Origin of the sequence: Tritonibacter sp. SIMBA_163, assembly GCF_046535935.1 — a bacterium.
Classification (GTDB): domain Bacteria; phylum Pseudomonadota; class Alphaproteobacteria; order Rhodobacterales; family Rhodobacteraceae; genus Epibacterium; species Epibacterium scottomollicae.
This window is the reverse complement of sequence record NZ_JAWJBP010000004.1, coordinates 253,323-267,036: the sequence shown is the minus strand read 5'-3', so window position 1 is coordinate 267,036 and position 13,714 is coordinate 253,323. Positions and strand designations below refer to the sequence as shown.

At 60.5% G+C, this 13,714-nt stretch carries 8 protein-coding genes and 1 tRNA gene; 5 read left to right on the top strand and 4 right to left on the bottom strand.

The genetic code is table 11. The features are described 5' to 3' along the window. Nucleotide 1: 1 nt before the first annotated feature. Together R0J92_RS10125 and R0J92_RS10120 are read left to right on the top strand one after the other, a co-directional pair. A complete protein-coding gene (locus R0J92_RS10125; protein WP_411051600.1) occupies nucleotides 2-2,044 on the top strand; it encodes a type I secretion system permease/ATPase in 2,043 nt (680 codons plus the stop codon). Next, complete coding sequence (locus tag R0J92_RS10120) at nucleotides 2,037-3,377, top strand: HlyD family type I secretion periplasmic adaptor subunit (protein WP_106165119.1); 1,341 nt, start codon at nucleotides 2,037-2,039, stop codon at nucleotides 3,375-3,377. The genes R0J92_RS10125 and R0J92_RS10120 overlap by 8 nt, the downstream gene beginning before the upstream one ends. Nucleotides 3,378-3,500: 123 nt before the next feature. Here the strand turns inward: R0J92_RS10120 and metH are convergent, their stop codons facing one another. The 3 genes from metH to R0J92_RS10105 all read right to left on the bottom strand — a co-directional run bounded on the left by metH (nucleotide 3,501) and on the right by R0J92_RS10105 (nucleotide 9,265). Beyond that, nucleotides 3,501-6,218, bottom strand: a complete 2,718-nt coding sequence (metH, locus tag R0J92_RS10115; protein ID WP_411051571.1) for a methionine synthase — start codon at nucleotides 6,216-6,218, stop codon at nucleotides 3,501-3,503. After that, on the bottom strand, nucleotides 6,211-7,272 hold the full coding sequence (locus R0J92_RS10110) for a homocysteine S-methyltransferase family protein (protein WP_106165117.1): 1,062 nt from the start codon (nucleotides 7,270-7,272) through the stop codon (nucleotides 6,211-6,213). The genes metH and R0J92_RS10110 overlap by 8 nt, the downstream gene beginning before the upstream one ends. Nucleotides 7,273-8,209: 937 nt before the next feature. Continuing rightward, the gene (locus R0J92_RS10105) at nucleotides 8,210-9,265 is read right to left on the bottom strand and encodes a Glu/Leu/Phe/Val family dehydrogenase (protein WP_411051570.1); all 1,056 of its coding nucleotides are present in this window, start codon (nucleotides 9,263-9,265) and stop codon (nucleotides 8,210-8,212) included. 126 nt (nucleotides 9,266-9,391) lie between these two features. Between R0J92_RS10105 and R0J92_RS10100 the strand changes: the two genes are divergently transcribed. The 3 genes from R0J92_RS10100 to R0J92_RS10090 all read left to right on the top strand — a co-directional run bounded on the left by R0J92_RS10100 (nucleotide 9,392) and on the right by R0J92_RS10090 (nucleotide 10,521). Next, a complete protein-coding gene (locus tag R0J92_RS10100) occupies nucleotides 9,392-9,859 on the top strand; it encodes an Lrp/AsnC family transcriptional regulator (RefSeq protein WP_411051569.1) in 468 nt (155 codons plus the stop codon). Nucleotides 9,860-10,025: 166 nt separating this feature from the next. Further along, the gene (locus tag R0J92_RS10095; protein ID WP_411051568.1) at nucleotides 10,026-10,427 is read left to right on the top strand and encodes an HU family DNA-binding protein; all 402 of its coding nucleotides are present in this window, start codon (nucleotides 10,026-10,028) and stop codon (nucleotides 10,425-10,427) included. A gap of 19 nt (nucleotides 10,428-10,446) precedes the next feature. Next, nucleotides 10,447-10,521: transfer RNA gene (locus R0J92_RS10090), tRNA-Val, on the top strand. A gap of 590 nt (nucleotides 10,522-11,111) precedes the next feature. On the opposite strand, the gene lon is transcribed toward R0J92_RS10090, so the two are convergent. Further along, nucleotides 11,112-13,520 (bottom strand): endopeptidase La, encoded by a 2,409-nt coding sequence (gene lon / locus R0J92_RS10085; protein WP_106163461.1) that lies wholly within the window; start codon nucleotides 13,518-13,520, stop codon nucleotides 11,112-11,114. Nucleotides 13,521-13,714 lie beyond the last annotated feature (194 nt).

Sequence of the window (13,714 nt, the reverse complement as noted above, 5' to 3'; positions counted from 1 at the left end):
GATGTTAGATAAGACCTTTTCCGGCTCTGGCGATGCGCCCGGCGCTACACCAAAAGATACTCAAAACACATCCAGTACCCCATCTCCCGATCAGGAGACTCAGCCCCCCCTCAAACTCACGCCCGAACTTCGGTGCGACCAAACCGAAAAGATGGGGGCCACCCAACGCATTCCAAAGGGACTTGGCGGCGTCCAGATCGAGGCCGACACCGGCCCCACCCTCAAATCAGGCGGAGGCAAGCCACCCGCAAATACCAACACCGGCAATGGCGGGGGCGACGGTGGTGGCTCGACGCCACAGTTCCATAAACGTGCAGGGCCCGAGCAGTTTGTTCAACAGCTGCAAAGGGGGCGCAAGGTCGTGCGCCGCAACCTCGGCTTTGTCATGGTCCTGACCTGCGCCACAAACTTGCTGGTGCTGGCCATTCCGATTTACCTGTTCCAGATCTCGGATCGGGTTCTGACCAGCCGATCCCTCGACACGCTCATCATGCTGACCGTGGTGATCGCAGGGGCGGTGATCCTGCAAGCCATCTTTGACGCGGTGAGACGCTTCATCCTGATGCGCACCGCTGTCGAGGTTGCAGTCCTGCTCGGTGCTCCCGTGCTCAGCGCCGCCGCACATGCCTCGCTGCATGACAATGGACGCCAGTATCAAACGCTTGGGGATCTGCAATTGCTGCGCTCCTTCCTAGTGTCAGGCACATTGATCTCCTTTCTGGATGTGCCGTTTGCCCCCCTGTTCATTCTCGCGATTTTCATGGTGCATCCACATCTCGGCATGATTGTGATCGGAACCGCGATTGCGCTCATGATCATCGCGCTGATCAACCAGAAGGTCACATCCAAGCCCTTTGCCGAGGCCAATCAGGCCCAATCGCGGGCGAATATGCATCTCGACTCCATGTCGCGGAACAGCCAGATCATCAACGCTCTGGCAATGGTGCCCGAAGCGGTTGCCCTGTGGGGGCGCGACACGGCTGCCTCCCTGCGCGCGCAGGTCATTGCACAGGACCGCAACATCGTCTGGGCCGCCGTGTCGCGCGGGGCGCGGTTGCTCACGCAGATTGCCATGCTGGGCTGGGGTGCATTTCTTGCACTGGAAGGTGAAATCACCGGTGGCATGGTGATCGCCGCATCCATCATCGCCGGTCGTGCGCTGGCTCCGATCGAAGGGTCGATCGAAGGCTGGAACGGGTTTTCGCAATCCCGCGCCGCCTATGACAGGGTGTCCAAACTGATGATGTCCTCGGTGCAGAAGTTCGAAAAGCTCCGCCTGCCCCGACCCGAAGGACGCCTGAACGTCGAACGCCTGCTGTTCGTTCCCGCCGGCACCAAGCAGGTGATCCTGAACGGGCTGACCTTCGGCCTCAATCCCGGTGACTCTCTGGCGGTGATCGGCAACTCCGGCGCGGGCAAGACGACACTGGGCAAGATGCTGGTAGGATCGATCCTGCCGACATCCGGCAACGTGCGGCTTGATCTGATGGATCTGCGCAATTGGGACGAGCGCCAGCTGGGCGAGAACATCGGCTATCTGCCGCAGGACGTGCAGCTCTTTCCCGGATCGATCAAGAACAACATCGCCCGGATGCGCGCTGGCGCCAAGGATGAGGATATCCATCGCGCCGCCCTGCTGGCTGATGTACACGACATGATCGCTTCCCTGCCCCATGGGTATGAAACCATGGTTGCGGCGGATGGCTCACCCCTGTCCGGCGGCCAGAAACAACGGATCGCCCTAGCGCGGGCGTTCTTTGGCAATCCGCGCTTTCTGGTTCTGGACGAGCCGAACTCCAACCTCGACACCTCTGGCGACCAGGCTCTGGCCAATGCCATCCGCCACGCAGGCGAAGCAGGCATCACGGTGGTCGTGATCACGCAGAAGCCTTCACTGCTGAGCGTGGTGGACAAGATCATGCTGCTCGCGGATGGCAATATCGTTCTGTTCGGCGAACGCCAGCAAGTGCTGCAAAAACTGTCGGAACGCACCTCGGGTGGCAAGCTTCCGTCGCAAGGCAATGGAGGGCCGCGCAATGTCTGACATGACTGCATATGTCGCGCCTGCAGAATGGTACGAGGACGTGCCTCGCTCGGTCAAAAAACACGTCAGCTTCGGGCTTTTCCTTTTGGTCTTTGGCATTGGCGGGTTTGGTCTCTGGGCCTTCATGGCGCCTCTGGCCGCTGCGGTCATTTCGCAGGGCAGCTTCGTTGCCACCGGCAGCAACAAGATCGTGCAGCACCTTGAAGGCGGGATTATCAAGGCCATTCTCGTCGAAGAAGGCGAAAACGTCGTCGCAGGACAACCCATTGTCCTGCTGGATGAAACCTCTGCCCTTGCGACCGAACGAGAGCTTTTCTTGCGTCAGGTTCGACTTGAAGCGATGGAGACCCGGATCCTTGCCGAATACAATCGCAAGGACACGCTGGTCTATCCGCCAAAGCTGGAACAGCTGCGCTCTGACTTCAATGTGGCAGCGATGCTTGATGGGCAGCAGATCGTCTTCAACGCCGCCACCCAGCAGTTGCGCAACGACATAAACCTGCTCAATCAAAGCATCGAAGCGCTCAGGGACAGGTCGTCCGGCTACGAGAAACAACTGATCGCCACCCGTGCGCAGCTGGAGATCCTCGAGGAGGACTCCGAGGCCAAGGAACAATTGCTGGAAAAGGGGCTTGTGCGAAAGACCGAATACAACACCCTGCGCCGGGCGCTTGCCGAAGCCAAAGGGCAGATCGGGCGGTTGGAGTCGGAGGTCGACGAGACCGCCTCCCTGTCGCGTCGCTACGAGTCACAGATCACGCAGACCATCAACGAACGACAAAGCGCTGCGCTGGATGAGTTGCAGGCGGTACAATCCGAGCTTGAAAGCGTCCGCGAACAGGCCCGCAAGGCTGAGAGCGTCCTCAACCGAACCGAAATCGTCGCGCCGGTCTCGGGCACCGTCATTCGTCTGCATTATCATACGGCCGGTGGCGTCGTCGAAAGCGGCAAGGCCATTCTGGAAATCCTGCCCACCGGCGAGCCGCTGATCATCGAGGTCCAGATCCCGCGCACTGAAATTGATGTGGTCCGCAAAGGTCAGGCCGCGACCGTCAGGCTGACGGCACTGAACCAACGCACCACACCCATTCTGCAGGGCGAGGTCTACTATGTCTCTGCGGATGCGATCCTGGATCGCTCGCAGGAGCTGCCTCAGGAAATCTACGTGGCACGTATCTCGGTCGCACCGAGCGAGCTGGACCGTGTACGCGGCTTCACGCCCACACCGGGCATGCCCGCCCAGATCATGATTCAGACCCAGAACCGGACATTCATCCAATATCTGATGAAGCCTGTCGCAGACAGCATGATCCGGGCCTTCAGGGAACAGTGATCGGGAACAGCGGTGGTCACATCAGATTACCGGAGCTGTTAGTCAAATCGCGTGCGCCCGCTGGCTGAACGGCAGGCGTCGCCCTCTGGCGCCAACCGGGCCGCCAAGACGGCGGCCCGACCGTTATTCCGCAGCCACCGCGGCAGAGCTGGTGGGGCGATAGTTCAGGATCGGGGACAACCAGCGTTCCGCTTCGGCCAGATCCATTCCCTTGCGCACGGCATAATCCGCCACCTGATCGCGCTCGACCTTGGCCACGCCAAAGTAATAAGCCTCGGGATGACCGAGATAGAGCCCGGACACCGATGACCCCGGCCACATTGCCATGCTTTCGGTCAGCTCAACGCCTGTGTTCGCCTCCGCATCAAGCAGATCAAAAAGCGTCCGCTTCTCGGTGTGGTCCGGTTGCGCAGGGTAACCGGGGGCGGGGCGAATACCATCATAGGGCTCACCGATCAGCTCCTGCGGCTCAAACTGCTCATCCTTTGCATAGCCCCAGTGCTCGCGCCGCACCTGCTGGTGCAGCATCTCAGCCATGGCCTCTGCAAACCGATCCGCAAGCGCCTTGACCATGATCGCACCATAGTCGTCTCCGGCTTTCTCAAAGCGCTCGGAAATCGCCAGTTCCTCCGGCCCCGCCGTGACCACAAAGCCACCAACCCAATCGGGCGTGCCTTCCGGCGCGACGAAATCCGCAAGCGCCAGATTGGGGCTGTCCTTGCGCTTGGAGGTCTGCTGGCGCAGCGTGTGCAGCGTGGCCAGCGTCTCGGTGCGCGCATCGTTCTGGAACAGACGAATGTCATCCCCGACCGCGTTGGCGGGCCAGAACCCCACAACCGCGCGCGGTCCGAACCAGTTTTCGTCGATGATCTGCTTCAGCATCGCCTGTGCGTCCTGAAACAGGTTGCGCGCCGCCTCGCCATATTTCTCGTGCTCGAGAATACGCGGATAGACGCCCTTCAACTCCCACGTCTGAAAGAACGGCGTCCAGTCAATGTAGCGGGCGATCTCCGCAAGATCCCAGCCCTCGATCACGCGCGCGCCGGTAAAGGACGGCGCGGTTGCGGAATAGTCGGACCAGTCGATCTTCATCGCATTGGCGCGCGCCGCCTCCAGCGGCAGGCGCTGCTTGGCCCGCTCCGCGCGTTCGTGGCGCTCTGTCACTTCGGAATATTCTGTGCGGATGCCGTCGATATAGGGCTGCTTCTGCGTCTTGCTAAGCAGCGCAGACACCACCCCAACCGCGCGACTGGCGTCGGTGACATAGATCGCCTGGCTCTTGGTATAGTTCGGCGCGATCTTGACGGCGGTATGCACCTTGGAGGTTGTGGCCCCGCCGATCAGCAGGGGCACGTCGAACGCCTCCCGCTCCATTTCCGAAGCCAGATGCACCATCTCGTCCAGCGATGGGGTGATCAGACCGGACAGGCCGATGATATCCACATTATGGGCCTTAGCCTCTTCGAGGATCTTTTGCGGCGGCACCATCACCCCAAGGTCGATGATCTCGTAATTGTTGCAGGCCAGAACAACGCCGACGATATTCTTGCCGATGTCGTGCACATCGCCTTTTACCGTGGCCATCAGCACGCGCCCGGCGCTCTCACGCTGCCCCTCGTCCTGCGCTTCCATATAGGGCAGCAGAACTGCAACCGCCTGCTTCATCACGCGGGCCGATTTCACCACCTGCGGCAGGAACATCTTGCCGGCGCCAAACAGGTCGCCCACCACATTCATGCCCGCCATCAGCGGCCCCTCGATCACATCGAGCGGTTTGTCTGCGGCCACACGCGCCGCTTCGGTGTCTTCATCGACAAATTCGGTGATCCCGTTGACCAGCGCATGCTCCAGCCGCTTTTCGACCGGCCATTCCCGCCAGGCGAGATCGCGTTTCTTCTCTTCGCGCTTGTTGCCCTTGAAGCGCTCCGCGATGTCGAGAAGGTTCTCGGTCGCACTCTCCCCATTGGCCGGGGTGCGGTTCAGGACCACATCCTCGCAGGCCTCGCGCAGATCGGCGTCAATCTGGTCATAGACCACCAGTTGCCCCGCGTTGACGATGCCCATGTCCATGCCCGCCTGAATGGCGTGATACAGGAACACCGCATGCATCGCCTCGCGCACCGGGTCATTGCCACGAAAGCTGAACGACAGGTTGGAGACCCCGCCAGAGATGTGACAATGCGGCAGGTTTTCCCGGATCCAGCGCGTCGCCTCGATGAAATCAACGCCGTAATTGTCGTGTTCGTCGATCCCCGTGGCCACGGCAAAGACGTTGGGATCAAAGATGATATCCTCGGGGGGAAAGCCAACCTTCTCGGTCAGGATCCGGTAGGCGCGGGCGCAGATCTCGGTCTTGCGTTCAAAACTGTCCGCCTGCCCCGTCTCGTCAAAGGCCATGACCACCACGGCGGCACCGTAAGCAAGGCACAGGCTGGCCTGATGCAGAAACGCCTCCTCGCCTTCCTTCAGCGAAATCGAATTGACCACCGGCTTGCCCTGCACACATTGCAGACCCGCCTCGATCACCTCCCATTTGGAGCTGTCGATCATCACCGGCACGCGGGCGATGTCAGGCTCTGCCGCAACCAGATTGAGGAAGTCGACCATCACCTGTTTGGAGTCGATCAGCCCCTCGTCCATGTTGACGTCGATGATCTGGGCGCCGTTCTCCACCTGATCGCGGGCCACATCCAGCGCGGTGGCATAGTCGCGGTTGGTAATCAGCTTTCGGAACTTGGCCGAACCAGTGACATTGGTGCGCTCGCCCACGTTGACGAACGGGATGTCCTTGGTGAGCACAAAGGGTTCCAGCCCCGAAAGGCGCAGCAGCGGATCAGACATTGTTGGTCCCTCTTGGTTTGCGCGGCGCATAGGGGGCCACTTGCTCGGCGATGGCGCGGATATGCTCGGGCGTGGTGCCGCAGCAGCCCCCCACCACATTCACCAGCCCCTCTTTCGCAAAGACCGCGACCTTGCTGGCGGTGTCGTCCGGTTCCTCGTCATATTGACCAAAGGCATTGGGCAGACCGGCGTTCGGATAGGCGCAGATCATGGTTTCGGCAACGCCCGACAATTCCGCCAGATGCGGCCGCATGGCATCGGCACCAAGGGCGCAGTTCAATCCCACGGTAAAGGGGCGCGCGTGGCGCACCGAATGCCAGAAGGCGGTCGGGGTCTGACCCGACAGTGTCCGCCCCGAGGCATCGGTAATCGTGCCCGAAATCATCAGCGGCAGGCGACGGCCGATCTTGGCGAAACTCTCAAACGCGGCAAACAGCGCCGCCTTGGCGTTCAACGTGTCAAAGATGGTTTCGATCAGGATCAGGTCGGACCCGCCCTCGATCAGCCCGTCGATCTGCTGACCATAGGCACGGCGCAGATCATCGAAGGTGACCGCGCGGTAACCGGGATCATTCACATCCGGGCTGATGGAGGCGGTTCGGTTGGTCGGTCCAACAGCCCCCGCCACGTAGCGCGGGCGGCCATCCTCGGCTTGCGCCCGATCCGCCGCGCGCCGCGCCACCTGCGCGCCTGCGACGTTCAGGTCATGTACCGCCGTCTCCAACCCATAGTCCGCCTGCGCAATGGTGGTGGAGGAAAACGTGTTGGTTTCAAGAATATCCGCCCCCGCCAGAGCGAACTGCAGCTGGATATCCTCCACCGCCTTGGGCTGGGTCAGTACCAAAAGGTCGTTGTTGCCTTTTTGCGGATGGTCCGATTGGTGGTGTCTGCACCCCGGCCCGTGAATGTGGCCATTGGCAGTAAAATCCTCCTCGGTCATGTTCAGGGTCTGAATCATCGTCCCCATGGCACCATCCAGCACGAGGATGCGATCTCGGGCGGCGGCGTCTAGGGCTTTGAAACTGTCGGTGATCGGGAGGGAAAAATTGATCATATCGGTCCTATCATATCGAGGTGCCTCGATACCGAACATCGCCGATCACAATCAAATGCATAATCTGCGACAACAACATGAGGTTCATTCATGTTCAGCCAAACTGCCTTCCTCGCACCCTGCCCGCCCGCCCTCGCTGAGCGAGACCGGAAAACGGACAAAGCACCGCACCTTCCCCAATCGCATTGGGCCCAGCCGGGACCACGCATACTGCGAACCCGGCCAGCAGAATTGGAGGGCAAAAACGGAGGGTCGTTGAGCAAGCACGTGTGCTCGGACGAAGGCGAACTGAAGGGAGAGCGAATAAGCGGCAACTGCTGAGCTCTATGTCTTCCCGAGGCGGACGAACAGGACACATCCCGTTGCTGAAGGGTAAACGGCGCAAAGACCGCAGCCCTCTATAAAATTGCTCGACATACTGGCGCCCTATGAAGAACGAAGGTGGTGATGGTGGACGGAATGATACCGAAGGAGGTGAAGGTGCGCGCGATCACGATCCCGGGTTTCTCATCCGAGCGACTGAACTGACCTGACGCGCTCCGTGCCAAGACGGTTGAAAAGATCCCAGCTGGAGCCGGGATGCGCGAAACGGCTGAGTAGATCGGCGCGAAAAGATCATTGGTCGCTCTCTGAGTTGTGAAGGCCGATACGTCCGCGAAGAACCCAGCTCTTGCAGAGGTCGTTGCTCCGGCGGCCCATTATGCTGGATGCCCCCCCTGCACCTTTGTTTGAAAGCTGGTCTCTGGGGGCACATTCCTGTCCGGATGTGTCAGCTCCGGTGCCATGTCGCGACAGCATGCAGTCTGCCACACAGAGATGAACGCGCGCCGATCAGGGCGCGCGCTCTATTGGCAACGGGATGCGAGGCTCTGCCTCGCGCTCCGAGATATTTATTAAAAGCTGAAGGGGGCGGTCGGCCTGTCGCCCGCTGATGTGGTTATTCGGCGGCCTGCGGCGCGGCCATCATGCGATCCACGGTCGCCACAGCGACGGTATCGGGACTGACATTCTGCGCTTTGGCTTCGGTCAGGATGCGGATCATCGTCTGGTCGAGTGCTGCGAGTTTCTCGTCTACGAAACCACTGCGGTCCGAGATCTTCAGGATCTCGGTGGCGACATTGATGATGCCACCGCCATTGGCCACGAAATCCGGAGCGTAGAGAATTCCGCGCGCGTGCAGCGCCTTGGCATCCTCCGGGGTGGCGAGCTGGTTGTTGGCGCCCCCCGCCACGATGGAGGTCCTGAGCTGCGGGATGGTTTGGTCGTTGAGAATGCCGCCGATGGCGCAGGGAGCAAAGATATCGGCCTCGACGCCATAGATCGCGTCCAGCGCCACCGGGGTGGCGTCAAAGGCCTTTACAGCGGCGGCGACCCGCACCGGGTCGATATCGGTGACGATCAGATTTGCCCCGGCCTGGCGCAGCAAGCCAGCCAGATGCCAGCCCACATGGCCAAGCCCCTGCAGGCTGACGGAGCGACCGGTCAGATCCGAGCTGCCGTGGCGGGCGGCATGTGTGGTGCGGATGGCGTTGAAGATGCCGCGTGCGGTGATCGGTGAGGGATCGCCGCTGGCAAACTCACCTGCGGGCAGGCCGGCGACATAGGCCGTCTCCTCGCCTATCACCGACATGTCCTCGGGCGTTACCCCCATGTCTTCGGCGGTGAAATACTGCCCCTTCAGGCTCTCGATGGCGCGGCCAAAGGCGCGCAGCAGGTCGGGCGTTTTCTGCGTCGCCGGGTCGGCGATGATCACAGCCTTGCCGCCGCCCAGCGGCAGGCCAGCCGCGGCGTTCTTGTAGGTCATGCCGGCGGAGAGGCGGGAGACATCCTCCAGCGCGGCCTCGAAGGTTTCATAGGGTCGCATCCGCAGCCCACCGGCTGCAGGGCCAAGCTGGGTGGAGTGGATGGCGATGAGACCGAGGAGCCCACTGTCGGGATCTTCGACGCGGTGGATTGCCTCGTGGGTGGAACTGGGAATCAAGGTCATGGTCATAGCTGCTCCTCCTGCCTGTTGGGCGACCATATCCTGAGGTGGACGCCGAAATTCTCCAATTGCAGTTTGTTTTCCTGTAGTATTTAGAGGAATCCTCCAAAACTCTCTGGATTATGGGTGAAAATCATGGATGCTCTCGACCGGAAGATCATTTCCGCACTGCAGCGGGACGGACGCATGACCATGGCGGATCTGTCGGAGGCAGTGGGACTGTCGCCAACGCCCTGCGCCCGGCGGGTGGCCAACCTTGAGAAAACCGGCGTCATTGTGGGCTATGGCGCGCGGGTCGACCAGACCAAGTTGGGCCTGCCGGTCACCATCTTTGTCGCGGTGGAGCTGGAGCGGCAATCCCGGGATGCGCTGCAAAAGTTCGAGGCCGCCGTGCGCCGGTTCGATCAGGTCATGGAGTGCTACTTGATGACCGGCACCCGCGATATTCTGCTCAGGGTGGTGGCGGCGAGCCTGAGTGACTTTGATGATTTCCTGGAAAATCGCCTGATGTGTGTGCCCGGCATCCGCAACACCCGGTCGAGTTTTACGCTGCGCACAATGGTTCAGCGCAGCGCATTGCCCGAGCGTGTAACCCGTGCTTGATCCCTAGCGCGCTCGGAATTCCACATGCATTCGCACGCCAGAACCGTTAGGCTGCCTCTCAATGGATCTGGCATATCCGGTCTGCGGAGAAATGCCGGGCACCGTCCGCCCTTCGGGCGCAACTTGAGCAGAGCGAAAGACAGGACCAATGGCAAATTCCAAACCTATGACTCAGCACCCCACCGGGACGCCTGATGTGACGCCCACACCCGAGGATGCGGCGGATACATCATCGACGCCATCCAGTCAGGCGGACCCGAGCACAACGTCTGAAGTGCTGGATTTGCGCAAGAAAGAACTGATAGATCAGGTGGTTGAACGCACCGGTGTGAAGAAGCGAGACGCCAAGCCGGTGATCGAAGCGATGCTGGCGGTTTTGGGAGAGGCGATCAGTGCGGAGCGTTCGGCCAATCTGGAACCGCTTGGAAAGCTGCGCGTCACCCGCAGCAAGGACACACCGAACGGGCGTTTGCATGTCTGTCGCTTGCGTCGAAAAAAGGCCGTCTCTGAAAAACCGACCGAGGAGACAAAAACTGCGCCGGCCCCTCTTGCAGAGCGTGACGGCTGACGTTAATACCCTGTCTCACGGGTGATTAGCTCAGTGGTAGAGCGCTTCGTTCACATCGAAGATGTCAGGAGTTCAAATCTCTTATCACCCACCATATTTTCAGAATATTTGCTGATCTCGTACGAACCTGGCTTAGACCTGATAGGTGATGGCGACGTTGGAGAGCCCTAGGTACTGGGCCACTATCCCAAGCTGGATGCTTTTAGCCACCATGGCAACAGAGGCAGAGTGCCGGATAATCTGTAAGTAAGGTCACATCGTGAAGGCGCGCGCGTTCAGATGCCACCTCAAAGCCATTGCGAAGGCTCTCAACTGGTCCTGCAACATACTCGATCACATAATCTGATAGGGCCGCGTCATGAGCTGTTTGTAACACTGCGCGATTTCCCGCATTCATTGGAACGATGGCGCGCAGTTTCCTCAATTTGGCGGCGCCCACGCACAGGGTGATGTCACCTCGCTGAAAATCAACGTGATCCCAAGTCAGATCCAACCGATCAGGCGCGGGAAAGGCCCCCGTGGATCCCCCTCGCTTGCCCTCCCGGCGAGGCCGCCATCTGCTGCATTGGGTCGCCAAGTGACCCTCATCGCACAACCAGGCACAGACCACACGTAGACCGGCCGGACGCAAAAAGGGCGCCCCAGGATGGGACGCCCCGATATTCAAAGCCGCAGATGCGACGGTCAGTGGGCCGTAGCGCCACTCTTGTCGTCGCCTTTCAGCGCGGCCGCAGCGGCGGCGGCCTCTTCGGCCTCCTCGTCCCACTCGATCGGGTCCGGCGCACGCACCAGAGCGATCTTCAGCACTTCGGACACGTTCTCGACAGGGATGATCTCCAGCCCTTCTTTCACGTTGTCCGGAATCTCCGGCAGGTCTTTTTCGTTCTCCTTGGGGATGAGAACGGTCTTGATCCCACCGCGCAGCGCCGCCAGCAGTTTTTCCTTCAGACCACCGATCGCCAGCGCATGGCCCCGCAGGGTGACCTCGCCTGTCATCGCGATATCCTTGCGCACCGGAATGCCCGTCAGCACAGACACGATGGAGGTCACCATCGCCAGACCAGCCGAAGGGCCATCCTTGGGCGTCGCGCCTTCGGGGACGTGGACGTGAATGTCCCATTTGTCAAAGCGCGGCGGCTTGATGCCCAGGCGCGGCGAGACTGAGCGCACATAAGAGCTGGCCGCCTCGATCGATTCCTTCATCACATCGCCCAGCTTGCCGGTGGTCTTCATCCGACCCTTGCCCGGCAGGCGCAGCGCCTCGATGGATAGCAGCTCACCACCGACGGAGGTATAGGCCAGCCCGGTCACCACACCGACCTGATCCTCCAGCTCCGCCAGACCGTAGCGATATTTCGCAACGCCAAGGAAATCATCCAGATTATCCTTGGACACCGAAACCGTTTCCGCCTGTTTCTTGACGATGGAGGTCAGCGCCTTGCGGGCCACCTTGGCAATTTCGCGTTCGAGGTTCCGCACACCGGCCTCGCGAGTGTAGGTGCGGATGATCTCGGTCAGCGCATCGTCCGACAGTTCGAATTCCTTGGCCTTGAGGCCGTGGTTCTTCACCTGTTTGGAGATCAGGTGCTGCTTGGCGATCTCGCGCTTTTCGTCCTCGGTGTAGCCCGACAGCGGAATGATCTCCATCCGGTCCAAGAGCGGCCCCGGCATGTTGTAGCTGTTCGAGGTGGTCAGGAACATCACGTTCGAGAGGTCGTATTCGACCTCCAGATAGTGGTCCACGAAAGTGCCGTTCTGTTCCGGATCAAGCACTTCGAGCATCGCCGAGGCCGGATCGCCCCGGAAGTCCTGACCCATCTTGTCGATCTCATCCAAGAGGATCAGCGGGTTGGTGGTCTTGGCCTTCTTCAGCGCCTGGATGATCTTGCCCGGCATGGAGCCAATGTAGGTCCGGCGGTGACCGCGGATCTCGGACTCGTCGCGCACGCCACCCAGAGAAATCCGGATGAACTCACGGCCCGTCGCCTTGGCCACGGACTTGCCCAGCGAGGTCTTACCCACGCCCGGAGGGCCAACGAGGCAGAGGATCGGGCCCTTGAGCTTGGCCGAGCGCTGCTGCACCGCGAGATATTCGACGATACGCTCTTTGACCTTTTCAAGGCCGTAGTGATCCTTGTCGAGGATGTCCTGCGCGCGGTTCAGATCCTTTTTGACGCGGGATTTTGTGCCCCACGGGATCGACAGCATCCAGTCGAGGTAGTTGCGCACGACGGTCGCTTCGGCCGACATCGGCGACATGTTCTTGAGCTTCTTCATCTCGGCATCGGCCTTTTCGCGGGCCTCTTTCGACAGTTTTGTCGCCTCGATCTTTTCTTCCAGCTCAACGATTTCGCCGGCGCCGTCCTCACCGTCGCCCAGTTCCTTCTGAATGGCCTTCATCTGCTCATTCAGGTAATATTCGCGCTGGGTCTTCTCCATCTGCGTCTTGACGCGGGTCTTGATCTTTTTCTCGACCTGCAGCACCGACAGTTCGGACTGCATCAGGGCATAGACCTTCTCCAGCCGCTCGCTGACCGGCAGGGTTTCCAGAAGCTCCTGCTTGCGGTCCACCTCGATACCAAGGTGACCGGCAACCAGATCCGCCAGTTTCGCCGGTTCGGTGGTCTCGCCCACGGCGGTCAGCGCCTCTTCGGGGATGTTCTTGCGCACTTTGGCGTAGCGCTCGAACTCATCACCCACGGTCCGCAGCAGCGCCTCGGTGGTGGTCACATCGCCGGGCATCTCCGCCAGCGCCTCGGCACGTGCCTCGAAGAAGGTGTCATTGTCCAGGAACTCGGTGATCTTTACACGCTGCTGCCCCTCGACCAGCACCTTCACGGTGCCATCGGGCAGTTTCAGCAGCTGCAGCACATTGGCCAGCACGCCGGTGCGATAGATACCATCCTGATCCGGATCGTCCTCGGAGGGGTCGATCTGGCTGGACAAGAGAATCTGCTTGTCATCGGACATCACCTCTTCGAGGGCGTGCACCGACTTCTCCCGACCCACGAACAGCGGCACGATCATGTGGGGGAAGACCACGATATCGCGCAGCGGCAGAACGGGGTAGGAGGAATTGAGAGGCTCTTGCATACTCGGTCCTTTTTTTTGGCAAGACGTCCAGGCCCCGTTTCATCGGCAACCGCGGTCGTCTCCTAACTCGGATTGTTTATTTGGTCAGGCTGATCGAGTTATTCAACCGCCGCGTCTCAAGCTTTGCCCTTTAGAATGCCCTGAGCATGACCTGACCACAAGGGCGCAAATGGTGAAACGGTGAGCAAAGCCCT